This is a genomic window from Desulfobacterales bacterium, from assembly GCA_028704555.1.
Lineage (GTDB): Bacteria > Desulfobacterota > Desulfobacteria > Desulfobacterales > JAQWFD01 > JAQWFD01.
The window spans coordinates 47,771-67,771 of the sequence record JAQWFD010000018.1; the positions used below are offsets into that span (position 1 = coordinate 47,771).

Consider the following 20,001-nt stretch of genomic DNA (forward strand, 5'->3'; position numbering starts at 1 on the left):
ATCTTTTCAATCGTTAACGCTACAACGCTTAACGGATTCCAGACGTTACAACTACCTCGTCGGATCGTCCAGCATGATTTCCCTGAAGCAATCTTCAAGTCTTCCTGACAGAATTTTCCAGTCATACTGCTGTTCAGCAATTTTTCTCGCGTTCAGCCCCATTCTGGCGTTCAACTGGCTGTCATCCAGCAGGGTGAGAGTTTTATCCGCAAAATCATTCGGATCTTCAGAGGCTAATAATCCTATCTCATGTTTTTCAAACAATTCGGTTATATCGCCTGTAGGATTTGACACTACCGGACGGCCAGCCGCCATGTAATCTCCAATTTTATTGGGCCATCTTCCGATATTTAATGTACTGTTTACATAAGGGAATATAAACACATCGGCACTGGGTAGAAAATCCGTGTACCTGTCATATGGAAGAAAGCCCAGTTCAATTATTCTTTCCGTATCAAACAGCTTTCTTCTGTATTTTTTAACCAGGCTGGCGCCGGTTGTGACCAGTACCACGTCTTTTCTTTTCTTCTGTATAATATTAACCGTCTTTATCAACAATTCTATATCGTAATGAGTACCGGCAGTATATGCAATAATTTTTTTATCTACAGGCAGTCCCAGACGTTTCCTTATTTCAATCCTCGAACCGGGCAATATGTTTTCCACATCTGCGCCCCCGGGAATCCTGACGATCCTGGATTCCGGCACCCCCAGTTTCAAAGCCATATTTCTCAAACCGCGAGATATGACGATCAGTTTTTTCGCGATTTTTTTGCTGGTTTTTTCGGTAAAATCTTCATAGGGCCTGATGAGTTTCTGAAGACATTCAGGCCGATTTTCAAGTGATCCACCCGTACCATGAAGATCTGTCCATTCAGACACGAGATGCGTTTTTTGCAGATACCTGCTCATCAAGGCAGGATACAGCACAGCGGGTCTGTGATCAAAATTTTCAACGATATCGAAGTGTCTTCTCTGAATATACAGGCATCTCAATGCCGTATCAATAATTCCCAGACCGCCGTTTCTCAATCGCCTCCCGAACACATCCGGCATGCACACGACTTCAACGCCCTCGTGCATTTCTCTTTTCGGGGTCAGGATATAGGATGGCGCTGAGGTCAAAATAACCACGCTATGCCCAAACCGAACCAGATGTTTTGCGAAATTGAAACATCTGATATATGTACCAACGCCTTTGATATTATGGTTCAGAAACAATATGTTCATTGATCAATACCTTACCCGATAAAATGTCGACGTGCCGCAAGTCCTTTTCAATCAATGCCAAAAACCGCTTTACCTTGTTATCCATGTTGAAAGCCTCCAATACCCGGCTTTTCCCGTTGTGCCCCATACTCACGGCAGTTGTCGGGTCTGTCAGCAGGCGTATGACTGCATCTTTGAAACCATTCTCATCCGCCGGAGGCACAACGTATCCTGTAACCCCGTGTTCGACAATTTCCGATGACGCTCCGGCATCAAACGTAACCACTGGCAATGACAGTGCCTGGCCTTCCAGCAGAACATTGGGAAATGATTCACTTTGCGATGTCAGCACCAGCAGGTTCGCCTGGCTCATCAGGTAAAGACAATCCATCCGGCTTAACTGACCGGTCATGATAACCTGCCGATCCAGTCCGCCGCATGAAATCCGGTCTCTTATGCGCTGCCGGTTCATACCATCTCCGAGCAACAGCAACCGAACCTCGGGCACATACCGGCGGATCTCTTCAATACACCTGAGGGTAAACAGCTGGTTCTTATTGTCATCAAGGGTTCCGACCTGAACGACTGACGGGAATCCTTTAAAACGGGCAAGAATGGCTTGAATTCTCTCATCGGGCCTGTAGTCCGCTACCGCTTCAAACTCCCCGGGTTTGAGTCCATTATATAATGTATGGGTCGGGTATCCTTTCGAGACCGATCGGATTTTCCGGGCCAGACGATCCGAATTCGGCAGGAATCTGAATATTCTCTTCCCCGGAATTTTCGTAAGGCAATGATTCACGGTCTGGTTCAGGATATCGAAATATTGTCCATCCCTTCCCCGGAACGTATTAAAATTCTCAAAGGTGTTCAGGCAGCTGTATACCGCGTTAATCCCGTTTAAAAAGGCACAGACCCTCCCGAAAAGCAGTGCAGCGCCCAGGCCGACGGTAACCATTGCATCATATTTACGGACGTTCAGACAACTGGAAAGCGACTGCCATCGTAACGGATTATAGGTCCCGTTACGACTACTGGAATATATCCTGATCCTTTTATCGGAAAACATTTCGGGGAACTCGTCATCTCCGTTGGAAAATCTGAAAATATCTATTTTTACATGAGGTGGAATTGAAGTGACAAAATTAAACAACTGCTGCTCCGCCCCCCGCTGTTTCAAATTGTTCACGACAAATATCACGTTTATGGGCTGTTGAGCTGTCAACGTTCCCCCCTGGATGTGATGGATGATTTTTCAGAAGGTCAATGAATATAGCCGCCCTTAATGGACGGATACTGCGGGCGGTTAGGTCAGACTTGAAAGATGTAACGATCGGTCAGGTGAAGCACACCCGTAAAGATATATTCAGGAAGCAACTACGCAGGGTTGAACCGACCGGGATTACCCGCTCGGGGGGGGTAGGGAACCAGGCGGTGACCGAAAATCGGGGAGCGGGTTTTTCGGCGGATGAGATCTTTGAATGATGCCTCCGGATGAGGATTCGGTGAACCGTATCCTCATCCGGAAAGCATTTCAGAACTGCATTACAGTGTTACAGGTTTACTGAAACAATCAAGGGGCAGCCACCACTTTCAATCCAGTCGGGATAGACGGTGTCGAAGGCACCACAGCCTGCTCGATGATTTGAACATCATCCCATAAGCAGGCATCATTAAAACTTCCGATACCGACATTTCCGGATGCAAAGGTGGAATCAGTTGCCTCCACCGCCAGAGCATTGTCAAAAAAGACCTTAATGCTGTCACCGGCCCGCTCAACCATCAAATCATGATACGCGTTATCCGGAACAAAAAGATTGGATGCATCGGATATCAGCTCCCGGGTTCCGTTGACAACCTTGAACAGCTGGCTGTTGCTGGATACCGAGCTTACCATTACGTAATAATAATTATTCAAATCCTGGAAATTGAATACCGCGCAGTAATCCGCTGACGCATTAGCGGACAGATCTTCCGTGCTTCTGACCTTTGCCTTAAATGTAAAGTCGCTGTAAGTTTTATTGTTAACCAAGCTGTACTCACCTAACCGGCTTACCGGCAGGCTGCTGTAATCTGATGTCACGATTCCATAGCAAAGATCGCCGCCATCGGAAACTACCGCCCATCGACCGGATGTAAGGGGAGCCCAGTTCAGGCTGTCGCCTGTAACCGAATCGATAGAACTGAAAACCGTTTCCTGAACCGCCGGGGTGTCCGATTCGTCAGCTGCCTGTTCGGTATCATCGCCCGCTGTATCACCAATTCCGGCTGAAAATGCATGCAGCCATTCCTCAAGATTCGTGTATCCGTCCCCGTCATCATCTGCGGATGAATTGGCAGGGATAGTCAATGCCCGATAATTTTGGGCAAGATTCGGCCATCCACCAACATCATACTGGCTGTCAATGCGACGTCCGGTTCCATCCTCTACCCCCTTGACCACCCGGGTATCCACGGAATCACGGTCGAACGGCCGGGCGCCGGCGTTATCCAGGACATATGTCTTTACCAGAGAACTTTCCATTGTTGAATAATCGGAAGGCCATACCGGAGCGCTTTTTACCTCAACCTGGCTTCGATATCCCTTCCTGTCATCGACACAGGACCATGGATCACTGGCGCTGTTGACACATTCATTGTTCGAGACATAAACATGTGATCCGGAGCCGGCATGGGCCATTGACCAGAGAGTCAGGGTATAGTTTACATACGAGCCTGAATCCGGCCCCGGAATCACCACATTACCGACAACGCTGGCCTCGACGGCGTTTTCAACATCCTCGATCATGGCACCCCACAACCCGGCATTGTATATCAAGTTATTGGATACATTGATGCTCTTGGAACGGATATAGGGATTTCTGAAATAGTTGTCTGCAAACAAATTTTTAATGATGGAAACATTGCTGATGTTCGGCCCGGCAATCACACCCGCAGAATGCGCTCCCTTGGGATGCAGTGAATCATACAGCGCCTCGCTGATGATAGAGTTGCTGACGGTAATGTCATGCTGCCCGCTGTACCACATCTCAATGGTTTCATCGATTGCCCAGCTCAATGAACAATGGTCAACCACTACATTATAGACAGGTGTGCCTTCATTCCCAATAGACAGGGCATCTCGATAAATCGGGTCAATTCCCCCCTGATCTCCGCAACGCAGTCTCAGGTGCTGAAGCAGCACATCATGTGTCCGGACAGCTACCGTAGCCCCTTTCAGCGTAATTCCCGGAGACGGAGCCGTCTGGCCGGCGATGGTAATATACGGATTTTTAATGGAAAGGTACCCATTAACTTCAATTGTACCGGAAACCTCAAACACAACGACCCTGGGACCTGATGCCTCTACCGCTGCCTTTAAAGAGCCGGTCCCGGAAGAGTTAAGGTTTGTCACTTTGATCACCTGGCCACCACGACCGGCAACAGTCTGAGTTCCAAAACCTTCTGCGCCGGGAAATACGGGAATCGCAAAAGCCGCTTCATTGAACGCAAATGCAATAATCAGCATTGATAAGATACAAATAACATGTTTTTGTATTTTATACATTTTAAACATCTCTCCTTAACCTTAATTAAAAAGCAATACTAAATAAATCAAGGTTAAGCAAAAGAGATGCCATTATCCTGTTCCTGTCATTTTTATCACCCATCAGGAACCCGGGAAAAAAGGTCACAATGCGCTGAGAGGGTATAATTTCAAGTGCCAAACCGATATCAGGCGTCTGGTAAAAATTTTAAACTTCAGCTAAAAAACCAGCGATCGGATGGGCCCCCTCATCAATTACAAATTACGTTCTTGAATTACATTTAAGGTGTTTTGTAATTGGATATCATCCCGCCGAAGCAACAACGTTCCTGTAAACCGCATCCAGCGCTCTGATATTATTCAGCATATTATACTCTACATCAAAAGACCGTCTGGCATTATCCGACAGTGTACGCCTGAGACCGGCATTATTTAAAAGACGTTTGATACAGACTGCCAATGCTTCATGATCATCAACCGGGAATGTCAACCCGTTGCGGTAGTCGGTGATAAAATCTCTCAGACCCGGCGCGTCAGAAGCAACGATCGGAAGCCCGCATGCCATTGCCTCGATCATGGCAATGGACAGCCCTTCATATCGGGATGGCATGACAAAAATATCCGAAACATCCATAAGTTTCTGCACATCGTTTCTGAGCCCGATCAGACGGATGAAATTTTCAACGTTCAGGTCTTTGATCAGCTTTTCCAGTTCAGGCCGCTGCTCTCCCTCCCCGGCTATCACTACCCGCAGACTGGAGTTTCCATCCGCTGCCAGTTTTGCTACGGCCTTCACCAATATATCAAAGCCTTTTGATACGACCAGTCTTCCGACAGCGACAATCTTCACCCCCATTTCGGTGGTATCGAACACCTTTTCCCAGGATATCGATGGCTCATGAACATCTTCTACGATAATACCATTTTTCAGAACCAGTATTTTTGAATCCTCCAACCCGTAACGTTTCCGGATGATGATTTTAATTTCTTCAGAGACCACGATGACATGTTCAGCCAACCGGTACAGCGCATGGTTCAGGACGTTGATCAACAGGGCTCTGGGATCCCAGAAGTTCCTGGTATCCAAAAATGCCATGGTGCTGTGTACGGTTGGAAAAGCCGGAATTCCTGATATCATCGAAATAAATATGGACATCTGGTTGGCTTGTCCCAGATGGGATTGGATGAACTGTATATCACGGCTTCGAATCACCGAAAGGATATCCTGTACCAGCGCCAGAAACGCAACGACAAATTTAAAGGGGGTTTTCAGGACGGCCATTTTTTTACCCAGGCGCACCGGCACTCCCATAGATTCGATTTTTTCACGAACTGGCCCGTCATTGCCGAAACAATACACAAAATGTTCGTAATCCTTAAAACCGAGCGCCCGGATATGATGACACATCAAAATTTCCGCCCCCCCTACGCCCAACGTCTGGACAAGGTGAAGCAGGCGTATTTTAGACTTTCTGTCTGTGCGCATTTTCATATTCCAAGGATGGGTATCAATGATGAAATATCGAGACAATAATCCACAAATGAGAACATACCTGCGCCGAAACGAATTCGGGTTCGATCATAACTTCGGCCATAGCTCCGAAATGCAACTGCGGAAGCTATGATCGAACCCACGAATTCAAACGACCTTACTTGCCGAACGGCCGGCGACTGCACCTTCCTGATAATCCAGCTGGATATATTTAAACATCACCGCCGTATAAATCCAGAACATATACCTTGGGGTAAACAGATTGACGCTCAACATCGAAAGCGCATAGCCAGAAAACCCGGCGATATAGCTGATATACAGCGCTTTTTTCCAGACGTCGGTAGATCGCTCCAGACGGTTCCAGACATTCTGAAATATTTTCAGGTAAAGAATGATAAACACACCGAACCCGATGATCCCATACTGCACCAGATACAGAAGATAATCATTGTGAGAATTTCCTGATATGCCAAAGCGTTTCCGCATCATCTTGCCGAAGCTGTCCTGCCCGTAACCTGTAAGCGGGCTTTGCAGAAAAAGTTCAATGCCATTGACCAGCAGTGTAATCCGACCGAAGGTATAATCATCCAGAGTCTGAGATTCACTCATGTCCAGACGATCGAGCACGGTTTCTTCCAGCTGAGCATTCGTTACGAAAAAAGAGACGGTAACGATGGCCAGCGTCGCCGCGATGATCAGCTGAAGCGTGATCAACCGTACCATTTTCTGTCGGTACAGAATAAAAAAATAGACTCCCAACGCAAACAGCAGGGAAATGAATCCACCCCGCGAACCAGTGCCGATAAGATCGATCAGCACCATCACGAGCAGCACGGCAGCGGCAATTCTTGTCTTAACGACCGTGTGATTGAGAATATAAGTGATGATCAACGGGATAAACAAGACCAGGTAGGATGCATACTGATTGGGCTCGACAAACCCCGCCGCCCGGCCATCTTCAAAAACCTTATCTGAAACCGGGTCCACAATTCCGTATGTCACGAGCTGAGTAGTGGTAACCGTAACCGCCAGCAATACCATCAACCCAAGGATTACCCTGCTGTTTGTCACCTCATCATCTATAATATTGTATACCACAACAAACAAGACGAGCGGGTTCAACCATGATTTCAAGGCAATCATCTCATCCCTGAGGATCATATCTCCGGCATGGCCGCGAATCTCTTTCAACACAATAGAAATGACGACCACAAACGTCATCAGCGCCAGATATTTATAAAGCGGATTAGGCTCAATGATCTTGCGCCGGGTTATCATGGAAACCACCCAGACGATAAGCATCAGATAGAGGCACAGATTCATCAGACTCAGGCCGGTAATCTGTGTCAGTTTAAAGTCCAGAGACTGCTCCAACCAGAAGGTGAGCAGCAGAAAATAAATAGAAATAATATTCATAGAGATAATTTCCCGTTGTCTGTCAGACAGGATTTATTCGTTTGCCTCTGAGAGTTTCCGCTGTTATCGAAAGGGTGACCGATTTTTCCTTCATCTTTAACGGTGGCACTGCCAGTGAAACTTTGCCTTTAAGAATTTCGGCTGCCGTCGAAAGGGGGACGAAGGTGATTCCCATGGAGTCGATATATCTGAAAACGTCTTCCAGGCATTCCCAGACGCGGTCGCAATCATGTTGAGTGGCTGAAAATGGACTGCTGCCGGTTTCCAGTTCTGAGGAGTGAATCATACAATTGAGCACCGGCATCTTCTGCCGGATACAGCTGTCGATCATCCTTCGCAACGCGCCATCGCCATATCGGGGGTCGGGGCGAAGCATCCCGCTTCCTTTGATCAGTTTCCGGTAAAGCCGGTCGACCCTGTCGCTTCCCGGCATACAGGCCTTCAGATATCTCATGCACAATCCCGGCAGAAAAGACTCGGGGCGATACACCGTCAGTGGAATTTCCATCAGAAAAGCCTCATCTGATCTGCAACCGGACCGCGACCTCCAGGCAAAAGGTGTAGCAGGAGAACTGTAAAAGGAGGGTCCCCTGCGGGATTTTCCCATGCTGCTGGACCAGCTCATGATAGGGACGACCGACGATTCGGCTGTAAAGCCATGTTCAATGAGCCAATCGACACCCCTCTGATCGATACCCCATCTGCCGGCCCGGTGTGATGTGGGAGATTTTCCATATGTTTTTTCTATTTCAAGACGCAGGCATTCTGCTTTTTCGCTGAACAAACTGTCTGGCAGTTCAAACTGGTAGGCCTGAAGCCATGCGGAATCAATCCCCGAAGGATCTTCCCTTTCAAACGGAGGCGTTGTCCATGTGTGCAGATGATGACCGATTTCACATTTTCCGGCATCGGCTATTGGCTTAAGGACCGAAACGGCCTCGTCACGAGTGGCGCATTCGTACGTCACCAAGTAGGTCGGAACGATTCCATAACGCTCGCAACATGCCTGAAATGCCGGGATATTCGAAAGGTTTTTCAGCGAGATTTTGTCAGGATGGCGCCAGGCATCATCCGATTCCACATCCACGGTCATGACAAACATCGTGTTCGATAAAGTCGAATTAAGGTTGTATAACATTAGAAAGCCTACTCTTCATACCATTTGGTTAACGGATTCAGCGCATATGAATACTTGAACGACAAGGGGGCGTACCATTTAAAGGAAAGATGAATCAGGCTGTTTCTGAGTTTAATGCTCAGGGGATGATAAGTTTTCTCATACCATAAGAGTGGAAACGGCTGGGCCTGAAACGACTTTTTCAAGGTATAGTGCGTCGAATTTATGGCAGTGGAACCGAAATCAATATAGCGTACTCCGCTCTTCTCCGCATCGGTTATCAACCGCCAGAACACCGCCTTGTTAATCTCGTAGTTGTCATATTGTTCCAGTCTTACCGCCCCTTTCAGGTGCCAGCAATTTTGGTCAATATAGCAGTAAGCGCCACCGACGGGCTTGTCTTCAACTTCCGCGATATACATTTTCCCATATGTCAGGATATTGTGACTCAACACATCGAACTCTCCGGAACGCGGGCATAAATTGCCCAGCATGTTCCACGTTTTCACTTTCAGGGTAAAATACTTTTTGACATCATCCGTGCGCCGGACCTCACGAATCCTGAGTCCTTTTTTTTCCCCCTTGCGGATACGGTTCCTGAGCCGTCTGGACATGTTTGCAAAAACAGCTTCACTGCCGCCCTGTTCGAGATCCAGGACAAAGCTGCATTTGCCTTTGTCCTGCTCCTTGAACCCAAGGGATTCAACGGATTCTTTCCAGAAAGGAGTGTTGCTGCCTAACACTCCCGCCATGATGACGGCCTTGGCCACATGGCTTTCACGGCATATGCCGTCGAATTTACGAAGAAGCGCGGTGGAGGCTTCCTCGGAACTGCATAAAGGTCCTCCGGCCATTCTACCATCAGCCTGAGTGGATATGGCATAACGGTGCAGAGGCATTTTCAATATGGCGGCTCTGAAGATACCAGCCATGTTATTCTTCCGGTCCCTTGCCATCAGGCTTATCGGAGTAAAACCCAGTTTTTTCAGAGTATCATGCCAGAACCAGTGCTGCGCATAAAATGCACAATGACTGGTGCAATAGGTATCCCATTCCTGCTGATTCTGCGCTGTAGCTTCAATAACGGTAACCGACATATTCTGACCTCTTTCTGAAATAAAAATAGTGAAAAACGACTTGACGCCGTTCGCTATACCAAGTGTATGATCATTTGCAGATCTTCAAAAACAGGGCTGAAATGTAACTAAAAGCAAAGTCCTGAACAGATCTGATCCATGGAACCAGATCATCCGATGCATATACTGCCCATTCCTTTTTCCCGAGATAGGGCTCAAAAAAACGCCTGTGATTTCCATTTCTGCGTGACATAAGAAGCGAAATCATATCGGACTGGAAACAAATCCAGTAATGTCCGGCATCACGCCGTATGGCGGGGGATTCCATCGGTTGAACGGCGGCAACATCCCGGTATGCCGTCAACGGCAGGTCAAAGCCCGCCTTCGCTCCCAGCGTGTGAAACAGCTCCGCACGGGGGCTGATTTCAATAAAATAATATTTACCGTCGGTTATTGAATATTTGTATTCCACGCCGATAATGCCGGAGTAATTCAATGCTGAAATCAGATCACGGGTCATCCGCCGGACAGTACCGGAATCCTTAGCCCGGCCAACGGCCATGACACCTGCCCCCGGGCAGCTCTGACTGGTCTTGATGCCCGTCATCACCTCGCAAAACTCAGTTCTGAACGATTTATACCCCAGGGCAACATAAATCTGAGAGTCGGGCCCTTCAATATATTTCTGGATGATGAGTCCTTCAGGAGAACCGACCCTGGCTTTGAGTCGATCAGCCAGCTGAGGGATATTGTCTCCTGTCATCACCTTGAACGGTTTATCAAAAGGATATGTCTCCGAAGCGGGTTTGGCGATAAACCGCGTTCGCCCGTCCGAATCAATGGCATAGAGTTCGTCCCATGTTCCGGGATACCATGTATCCGGGACAGCAAGGCCGATACTCCGGGCCACGGATATTTGAAACCGCTTGCAGGCCAGATTTCCCACGTTTCTCAACGGAGAAGTCACCCGAAATTTTTTTTCTACAGCTTCCGCATGAGGCCTCAGGGCATTCATCATCCTGTCGTTGTCAAAAAAAAGAACCGGCCTTGACCCGATTTTATCCGCCAGTATGGCCAGCGCATAGTACAGAGCATCACCATTAACGTCTTCGATTTGGATTTTTCCCCTGCAGTACCGGCTGGATGCAGCCAGGTCCAGATGCTGATTGACACCCACGACATAGACCGGGATTCCTCTTCTTCCCAATGATCGAACGATGCCAAGGCCGTTTATGCCTAACCCGTCGACGCATACCACTGCGGCAGGTGTGGGCTGTTTCTCAGTTTGACGTATCACCGCTGACGGTTCCTTTCCGCTTTGCCGGACTCAGGTTCATGAGAATGTCAATTATTCGATACCGTCTCAACTGAGGAGTGAATTCATTCAGATCCACAGTGCCGGTCATAATCAGCGCCAATGCCACAACAGGAAAATAAGCCAACGCGCCGATCATCAGCGTCAACAGGGGCCTGAATCCCGGTTCCAGAAGGTTCGGCAGGAACACCAGCGGCACCCCGCTGATGAAAATAATGCGCGCAATCGTCATCCAGGGCAGAATCTTCGATATACGGAGCTGAAGCGTCCTGCGGGTGGTCTCGATCTGGATAACGGCTTCGGTTGAAAACCCGATGACAAAACTGATCGCCCCTCCCGTGAGCCCGAACTTTGATATCATGAAAATAGAAACCGGAATCACCAGGGCAAACCGTACAATATTGGACACGAGTATAGCCCCGGTCTTTCCGAGAGCGGTCGGGATATATCCGTATCCGAGCATCTGGATAAGAAGCGCCGACATGTTAATTCGCCAGATCGTTGCGGCTGCCAGATACCGGTCGGTAAAAAGGATGGTGATGAACTGCTCTGCGAGAGCGCAGCAGAACACTGCCGCAGGAACGGTCAACACGGCATTTGCGATAATCATCTTGTGCCATATCCGTGTGATGCCCTGATAATCATGCTCCATGGCCAGTTCCCCGAAACGCGGCAGGCATACATTACCTAAGGATATGTACAGCAAAGTGACTGCATTCATTATGCCCAGAGCGCCTACCGAATAAATAGCGAAGTCTTCCGGCGACATGAAACCGCTGATGATAATCGCATCAAACTTGCCCCCGACAGTCCAGACTATCGTGGCAGCCGCCAGCGGCGCAATATATTTCACCTGCTGCTTCAGCAGATCCATGTCAGGAAGGCCCAGCCGAATGACATATTTTCGTGACAGGTATATCAGCACGACGGCAAGCCTCAGCAAACTCTGAACGATCAAGGCCCATACCATGGCCATAACGCTGTCAAATATCAGGGCCGCGCTCAGCAAAAGTACCAGCCGTACAGCCTGATCGGCAATGGTCACGATCAGAACGAACTTTGGTTTCTTGTCCAGAATAAAAATATGATCGATGAGTTGAGCGACCGTTTCAACACACAGGTAAATCGCGATCGGAAGAATATAACCAGTTGAAACTCCGCTGGGAAGCAGGTGAAACCCGAACCCAAGCAACACGAAGACAATACTTCCGCCAATGCTCGCCATGAGCAGCAGCGTAAGGGTCTGCGAAATCAGGCAGCTTAAATCCGTTTTTTTTCTCGGAAAAAAATAGTACAGACTTCCGGGAACTCTCAACCGAATCAAGGAAAGCGCGACCGATGCGACAAACAATATTTGCCGATACACGCCGAACTGAGTCATCGAAATCAGCCGCACCAGAATGATCGGCGATATGCTGATAATCAGATAGGCAAGGATTTTTCCGAAAAACAGATGGAGGGCCTGGGATTTAAGGGAATGAATTTTAATCTCTGACAAATGGAGCTCCCATCCGGATGGGTTGTCACCGGCGACATTGCAAAAACCAAATGACAAGACTGGCGGAGGGACACTTCTGTCTCAGCCGCAGGGTTCAACCGTTCCGGAGAGATTCCGGATCGAGTCATCTGGATCGGTCTGAGCAGGATCTGCCGAACAGGATCGAATCGAACCAGCTGATTTTAGATGCTACATAAACAGAGGAGATAAACAGGCAGGACAAAATTACTGTAAACAGATACCAGTGAAACGTCCCGATATGCTGGGTAGCCAGAGACTTGCAGCCCATGATCACGATCACATGCCACAGATATATGGGCAGAGAATTTCTGCCGATCCATTTAATAATGTTGATCATGGCATTTTTTTTCACACGTATACTGTCAAGATTCAAAAGAAGAACAAGGATCAGCGAAATATTCAATACGTAAAAATCGATGTTCAGCACCGAAATATGATTTTCCCAGAACGAAATAATCCTCCAGACCAATCCGGCTGCTCCGGCCGCAATAAAGCCGGCTGTATACCGCTTCAGATCAGAAACCCGGGTTATTAAAAACCCCAATAGAAAAAAAAGAAAATAATGAGGTTTATAGACATTGCAGAAATCTTTAACAAATCCGGACAGCTCCGCTGAATCCTCCAGGCTCAGCATAACTTCACACGGAATAACGAGCAGGGCCGAGACGGAAAGCAAAATTACCGGCGTCACTGAACCGGACGTGCATAAACGCAAAACAATTATAAACACAATCAGTGTGGGAACATACCATAGATGATAATAGGGAAAAATGAGGGAATCGACAACCGTTTCAATTGTTAAAGAGTCATGAACCGCCAGCACGGAATAAGCTGCCCACGCCACCAGCCATGGCTGAACCACTCTGCCATAATACTTTTTGATCAAAGCTTTGCCACTAAGGCTCCCCGGCAATGAATAACTGAGCAAGTACCCGGAGGTCGCAAAAAAAAGGGGCATATGAAAGCTGTAGATCAGAAACCGGAAAAAGTTCCGGCTCAATCGCCCCTGCAATATATGCCCGGTAATAACGGCGATAATCAAAGCTCCCTTGAGAACATCGATCATAGCAATATGGTGGGGCCGCCCACGCATGTGCTTCTTTTTATACATGTTTTAGTTACGTTTTCTGAAATTTTACCATCCCCGCCCTCTCATTCCGAAATATTCAGAACCGAACAGGTGGCTGATTTGCCAGGGGGTGAGTATCTCCATATCATGGTTTTGTGATCCCGCCCTTGATATACTATTTCATATGGATATCTGCTCATGACATCTATGATGCCATTGCCCAGATAATAATTTTTGTATGTTGCAGTTTCACCGCTGCCGACAATGTAGACTGCACCCCGATTCTCGTGCTCCAGAATGTTTTTCAGTTCGGCCCCGGATCCGATAAGCGGGGTATGTGTGTAGTTATCCAGCAACACCCCGTCAATGTCTTTGACGAAAAACCCGGCATCATCCAGAGATCTGAGCCAATAGTCCACTTTCCCGAGATAAAATGTCTGCTGCAGAACATCCTCGGCCATGATGACATCTTCAGGATGCCTGTCGAGCCCCCTGATATATTCCGCAGCCCCCTTGTGATCTGGAAATCTATCATAGCCCGGATTGATGCTCTTTGACAGCTCAACCGGGTTTATGAACATCAGCAGCAGAACAGAAAATAACAGCCCAAGTGAGTATCGGCTTCCATAAAGAGGACGCCTCAAGGCTTCAATTTGCAGCAGCCAGGCCACACCCGAAATGCAGCACAGGATAATAAACGGCAGCAACTGAAACAGGTATCGATTCGGGATGCGATTTTTGAAAAAACCGATACCCAGCAACGGCATCCCAACCGACAGTACAAAAAGCAGGAAATGATCCGGAAGGCTGGCCCCTTTAGCAACCTGAACCATGGCACAGGCCAGCACAGCGATATAAAGGAGCGATGCCAACGGCAATTCACTGAAAAACGTGATCAATACCAGGGGGGATGGAGTACCCGCCAGAATTTTCAATATCCGAGCAGTTCCTGAAGCACCGTCAGCTGCCCGGGCCAGTTCATGAAACTGAATCCCGAACATCAACCCCAGCAGCGGCGGCAGAATACACACAACCCACAGAAAGCTTTTCAGCTTGCTGTCGCGCAAATAAAGGATACTGGCGCAAGTGAACAGGATGGAACCTGCAAAGTATTGTCCCAGCCAGCAGACCACGACTGCCCCCGCCAACAACGCATTTGCCAGCAAAAAAGCGCGGCTTTTCGATTGATGCCGCATGGCTGTTACCGCCACCACGATGATGCATAACAGCATAATAAATCCTGATGACGTCAAGCCATGCGACAACCCACTGGCGTGAAACAGTCCGCCGGACGGCAGGGAAAGGGTTTGCACATAGGAAATTCCATACTGCAGATTCACCCATCGTCTGAACAGCATAAAAGCCCCGGCCGTCACTGAAAACCCCGCCGCCCCCTGAATCAGGGATTTAGCTGACGGCCTTTTTAAAAATGGGAAAAAGAACAGAAATGAACAAAAAATTGCCAGCTGATGAAATTGGATGGAAACGAGCATCGCGATCACGGCCGCCACAAGGCTTTTCCATGTTTTACGAACTTCCCAGCGAAATATCAATATCGCAAAGAGCATCAGAAACGTGGATACAAAAATATACATTCTTGCAGTTTGGGAAATGATGATCATGGATGGGTATAAAGCGATGACCAGCACAAACAGCAGATTCCATTTTGGCGGCAGGAACCGTCGGCCCAGGAAAAAGGCAACCACGACACCCAGGGTTCCCACAACAGCAGACGGGAATCTGAAGGCCCATTCAGATTCCCCGAACCCCATGACTGAAAGTGCCATCAGGTACAGCTGTCCAAGACCTCTGGGATAAAATAGACCGCTGGGCAGAATGGGCTGACCGGATTTGAGGATTTGCATCGTCGGCATCGCCATGGTTTCCTCATCGCCATGAAGGCCGACATTGCCAAGTCCCCAGAATCGAAGCATCATCCCACCAATCAAGATAGCCGCAAACAGACAAATATCTTTCGTTTTGTAAGATACAGCCGTGTGTTCCTGATATAGAAACGATTGAAAATTCATATTGACCACCGAGGGGAAAGAAAAATGATTAATATAATTCGCCAGATTGGCACAACACACGCACGATTTTTCGTTTTGAAAGTATGCTCACCAAGCTATAGTTATCCGTGGTTCGACAGCGACATCCGAATCGAGTCGGCACTTTCGTCTTCGATATGCATTCTGTACCAGATTTCACTGTTGCATAATAACCACAATCTACATCCATGATCCGCTTTTTTCATCAAATGTTCCTGAAGCAGCCTATCAATGGCATCTCTCTGGAAATATCCTTCCCGGACCAGGTGCGAAGTATTCAAAAATTTATCATATATCGTATGATATTCATCATTTAATATATACGGAAGCGAAGATGAGAAGCCCTGTTTTTTCCGACTTATCAACGCTGAGGGTAAATATTTCTTTGCCAGTTGCGTCTGAATATATCTTCGCCGGGTTCCTCTGACTTTGAACCTGCTTGGAATGGAAGCACAGAATTCTACCAGTTTATGGTCCAGAAATGGAGATCTTGCCTCCAGGCCATGAGCCATTGTCATTCTATCTTGTATCATTACCGGATGATCCACCATTCGCGTCATGCTGTCGGCGTACAGCATTTTATCAATCATATCTTCAGCATTAGAACTGTTGAAATAATCCTTAATACAGATCTCCGGATCAAATATTTGAACTTCCTTATAAAATTTGTCCGTATAGAGAGACTTCCTTTGATCATCTGAAAAGTAAAAATACCCCAGGCTTTCTGCATACCGATCTGCCCCCTGCTCAAATGAGAGCTGATGCATCCATTTGAGCTTATGGCTTAAGCTCCTGTACCAGAAGCCTTCAGGAACGCGATCAATTAATCTGCCAAAAATATTCCTTCGAATATTTTCAGGAATAAGGGCATAATAGGATACCAGCTGATTCCCATAATACCGATCATATCCTCCAAACAATTCATCGCCGCCATCACCACCCAATACCACTTTTACCTCTTTGCGAGCCAGTTCTGAAATGGAGTACATACAGACGGAAAGCGGATCGGACGGCTCGTCAAGATGCCAGACCAGATCCGGTAAGGTGCGGATTAAAGAAGGCTTAATCTTCAGTTCATGATGTCGGGTTCGGTATTGTTCTGAAACCATTCTGGCATAAGGCGCCTCACTGTAGTTTTCATAATCGACCTCACCGCAGAATGTATGGATTGTCTTATCGCTGACTTTTCTCATCATCGCAACCACAAGACTGGAATCCATCCCGCCGCTCAAAAAAGCACCGACCGGAACATCACTGACAAGATGGTATCTTATGGTAGACGCAAGCTGGTTTTCAAGTTCCGCCAGAATATCTTCAAAACTGTCTCTGAGTTTCGGCTGATATCTTAAATTCCAGTATCTACAGATTTCAAGCTGCCCATTCTGAAAGATCAGAAAATGACCTGGGGGAAGCTTTCTGATTTTTCGAAACATGGAGCGCGGGGGGGTAATGATTCGGATTGCCAGATACTCATTCAACGCTTCTGCATCGATCTTTCTCAACGCAGGTTTCAATGCCAGCAATGATTTAATCTCTGAACCAAACGCAAACACATCGCCATCATGATAGTAATAGAAGGGTTTCTGCCCGAGATGATCCCGTGCGGCAAAAAGTGTTCGCTTATTTGTATCATAAAGAGCAAATGAAAACATTCCCCTTAGATACTGGACACACTGGTTTCCCTTTTCCTGATAAAGATGTACGATGGTTTCAGTATCGCTTTTTGTTTTGAAATCATGATTTTTCTCAAGTTCTTTTTTTAGTTCCTGAAAATTATAAATTTCACCGTTAAAAGTTATCCATATCGTATCGTCCTCATTTGACATCGGCTGACGGCCGCCTGAAAGGTCAATGATAGAAAGTCGCTGATGCCCTAAACCAATGGTATTTCCGGTATCAATATAAATGCCCGAATCATCCGGGCCCCTGTGCATTACGGCATCATTCATTTTTTTAAGGTCGGAATCCATTACACCGTCTGGATTTATATATCCGGTTATTCCACACATAGTGAATCAGCTTCCTCTATCATCTGGGTTGTTGAATAATTGGCGTGTCAGGAATGGTCATTTTCTGTTTGGTTTGATTATAGTCTTTGTATTTATCAAACGCATAAAAAAACACCCCCGGTAATAAACCAATGAGCAGGATAAAATGATTGATAATTCCGACGCCAAAGCCCAGAGTCTCCGGAACCCCCATTAATGAAAGAAAATATATATATCCCCCCTCATTAATGCCGAACCCGTCTATGGAGATGGGCAACCGGATTAAAAAAAGCACTATGGGAACAAAGGCGAAAAAAAAGGATAGCGGCACCGAGACATTGAGCGCGCCAGCAATGATATAGCTGATAATAACGGGCATCAACACCTCGATACAGGTCAGAACATAGAATAGTATCAAAAAGTGCTTCTTTGTTTTATAACAGGCATAAGATTGAAAAAGTTTATGAGCGATTACCGCGGATTTACCGATCCATTTTCTATGGAACAGCTTCTCTAAAAATGTTTCAACTATCCTGATGAAGAAATTATTCAGAGAGACAAAGAAAAATAAAACGAACAGAAAGCTCATCGTCAGGCTCGTAAAAATCAGATTATGTAGCTTTAGATTCATATCGGTAAAACAGGATGATAATATGAAGCATCCGATGATAATGAAAAAAATTAATGCGAGAAATCCTATAATCCTTTCAACAATGATAGAAGCGACGATATCCGATACAGGATATTTTTTCTTACTGGTATAGTACACTCGGATCGAATCAGCCCCTACCGTCGGTGGCAGATATAATCCCATAAATGAAGAAATATAATAAATCCGTATCGCATCAAACCAGGCAATATGAATATCTTTAGCTATCAGCAGGATATTCCACTTTACCGGCATCAGGACCCTGTTGATAAACATCAACACGAGAGCCACCGATAGATATCGGTAATCGGCTGTTTTTAAAACGCCTTTTAACTCGTTAACATCGATCCAGGCAAAAAAAACACCCAGCAAAATGCAACTGATAATCAACTGAAATATTTTTTTTCTCGTAATATCCTCCCGGATCTAAAACCAGGCGTTGCAGCGCCTCTGAAACCTCAGAGCTGGTATCGTATCCTGATCATTATGCATGTGCAGCCGAAAAAACCGACAGAAAATTCGGGCTTGATCATAACTGCGGCCATATTTCTGAACATGTAGCTGGGGAGTCCCGCCCGTTCCCGGCGTACGACATTGTGCGATCCGGGGAAAAGATGCCGGGGCCATGAAGCGTTAAGAAGCGCAAACTGTTTGAGGCGCGCCGAGTTTTTGCGCTTTAGCTTCATGGCCCCGGCATCCCCCGGATCGTGCTGGAGAAGCCGGGAACGGGCGAGACTCCCCTCACGACATTCTGGCCGCAGTTATGATCAAGCCCGAAAATTCTACAACAGAGGTCTACAGTTTTCCCTCTGAACCGTTTTTTAGAATTTGGCCTCTGATTCGGGTGACAACTGCCGGCACACCTACTGCGACAGCGTAATCAGGTATGTCTTTGGCCACGACAGCCCCAGCGCCGATTACCGCTCCAGAGCCTATGGTTACCCCATCAAGTATGGTCACTCTGGTTGAAATCCAGGATTGATTGCCGACTGTTATCGGCCCTTTGGAATAGATTCCCTGATCCGTAATGGATTGGTCGATATTTTCAAAGTGATAAATACCTGAACTGATATAACATCCGCCGGCAAGCATAGCCCCATCTCCAATTTCAACACCATCTATGGATATGATAACCGAATTGCAGCCGATGGTGGTACATTTCCCGATCCGTATGGCCCCTTCCTTTGACTGAATCATGGTGTTGCGGTTCAGAATAACATTATCTCCAATAACGATACCCTCCGAACCCGCGCCTCTTGCATCGACAAGACAATTATCATCGATGATGACATTGTCTCCGAAACTAATTTTACCTGGACTACGGATCACGACATTGCGCCCGATAATGAGCCCCTTGCCGGCCTTCTTGAAAAATGCCGGATAAAAGACTTTTCTCAGATAATATCCGATACCACCGGGCAAAGCCCCCAGCAACCCGGTCAACAACTCATAGCCGATAAACCTGCTGACCGATATTTTACCGAGTGTCAGCAACATATAGGTTCTTATCAACGATGGCCTTCCATTCGAGAGTATCACCCGAATCAACCGGTCAGAATTAATTTCCTTCATCTGCT

14 protein-coding genes are annotated in these 20,001 nt (G+C 47.0%); all 14 read right to left on the reverse strand.

Features of this window, described 5'->3' with window-relative positions; translation table 11 throughout:
* Positions 1 to 51 precede the first annotated feature (51 nt).
* Entirely contained in the window at positions 52 to 1,230 is a 1,179-nt protein-coding gene (locus PHQ97_08460; GenBank protein MDD4392760.1) for a glycosyltransferase family 4 protein, read from the reverse strand.
* Positions 1,205 to 2,434 (reverse strand): glycosyltransferase family 4 protein, encoded by a 1,230-nt coding sequence (locus PHQ97_08465; protein MDD4392761.1) that lies wholly within the window; start codon positions 2,432 to 2,434, stop codon positions 1,205 to 1,207. Before PHQ97_08465 ends, PHQ97_08460 begins: the two co-directional genes overlap by 26 nt.
* Before the next feature lie 348 nt (positions 2,435 to 2,782).
* A complete protein-coding gene (locus tag PHQ97_08470) occupies positions 2,783 to 4,756 on the reverse strand; it encodes a hypothetical protein (GenBank protein ID MDD4392762.1) in 1,974 nt (657 codons plus the stop codon).
* 283 nt (positions 4,757 to 5,039) lie between these two features.
* Positions 5,040 to 6,221 (reverse strand): glycosyltransferase, encoded by a 1,182-nt coding sequence (locus PHQ97_08475; protein MDD4392763.1) that lies wholly within the window; start codon positions 6,219 to 6,221, stop codon positions 5,040 to 5,042.
* A 153-nt stretch (positions 6,222 to 6,374) separates the two neighbouring features.
* A complete protein-coding gene (locus tag PHQ97_08480) occupies positions 6,375 to 7,643 on the reverse strand; it encodes an O-antigen ligase family protein (GenBank protein MDD4392764.1) in 1,269 nt (422 codons plus the stop codon).
* Positions 7,644 to 7,665: 22 nt separating this feature from the next.
* Positions 7,666 to 8,781, reverse strand: coding sequence for a hypothetical protein (locus PHQ97_08485; protein MDD4392765.1), 1,116 nt, complete (start codon positions 8,779 to 8,781; stop codon positions 7,666 to 7,668).
* An 8-nt stretch (positions 8,782 to 8,789) separates the two neighbouring features.
* Complete coding sequence (locus PHQ97_08490) at positions 8,790 to 9,857, reverse strand: GNAT family N-acetyltransferase (protein MDD4392766.1); 1,068 nt, start codon at positions 9,855 to 9,857, stop codon at positions 8,790 to 8,792.
* 70 nt (positions 9,858 to 9,927) lie between these two features.
* Complete coding sequence (locus PHQ97_08495) at positions 9,928 to 11,133, reverse strand: ATP-grasp domain-containing protein (protein MDD4392767.1); 1,206 nt, start codon at positions 11,131 to 11,133, stop codon at positions 9,928 to 9,930.
* A complete protein-coding gene (locus PHQ97_08500; GenBank protein ID MDD4392768.1) occupies positions 11,117 to 12,649 on the reverse strand; it encodes an oligosaccharide flippase family protein in 1,533 nt (510 codons plus the stop codon). The genes PHQ97_08495 and PHQ97_08500 overlap by 17 nt, the downstream gene beginning before the upstream one ends.
* A 124-nt stretch (positions 12,650 to 12,773) precedes the next feature.
* Positions 12,774 to 13,781 (reverse strand): acyltransferase, encoded by a 1,008-nt coding sequence (locus tag PHQ97_08505; protein MDD4392769.1) that lies wholly within the window; start codon positions 13,779 to 13,781, stop codon positions 12,774 to 12,776.
* A gap of 41 nt (positions 13,782 to 13,822) precedes the next feature.
* On the reverse strand, positions 13,823 to 15,769 hold the full coding sequence (locus PHQ97_08510) for a glycosyltransferase family 39 protein (protein ID MDD4392770.1): 1,947 nt from the start codon (positions 15,767 to 15,769) through the stop codon (positions 13,823 to 13,825).
* A gap of 101 nt (positions 15,770 to 15,870) precedes the next feature.
* Positions 15,871 to 17,796 (reverse strand): asparagine synthase (glutamine-hydrolyzing), encoded by a 1,926-nt coding sequence (gene asnB, locus PHQ97_08515; protein ID MDD4392771.1) that lies wholly within the window; start codon positions 17,794 to 17,796, stop codon positions 15,871 to 15,873.
* Between the two features lie 19 nt (positions 17,797 to 17,815).
* Positions 17,816 to 18,814, reverse strand: a complete 999-nt coding sequence (locus PHQ97_08520) for a lysylphosphatidylglycerol synthase transmembrane domain-containing protein (protein ID MDD4392772.1) — start codon at positions 18,812 to 18,814, stop codon at positions 17,816 to 17,818.
* A gap of 405 nt (positions 18,815 to 19,219) precedes the next feature.
* Complete coding sequence (locus PHQ97_08525) at positions 19,220 to 19,996, reverse strand: acyltransferase (protein MDD4392773.1); 777 nt, start codon at positions 19,994 to 19,996, stop codon at positions 19,220 to 19,222.
* Positions 19,997 to 20,001 lie beyond the last annotated feature (5 nt).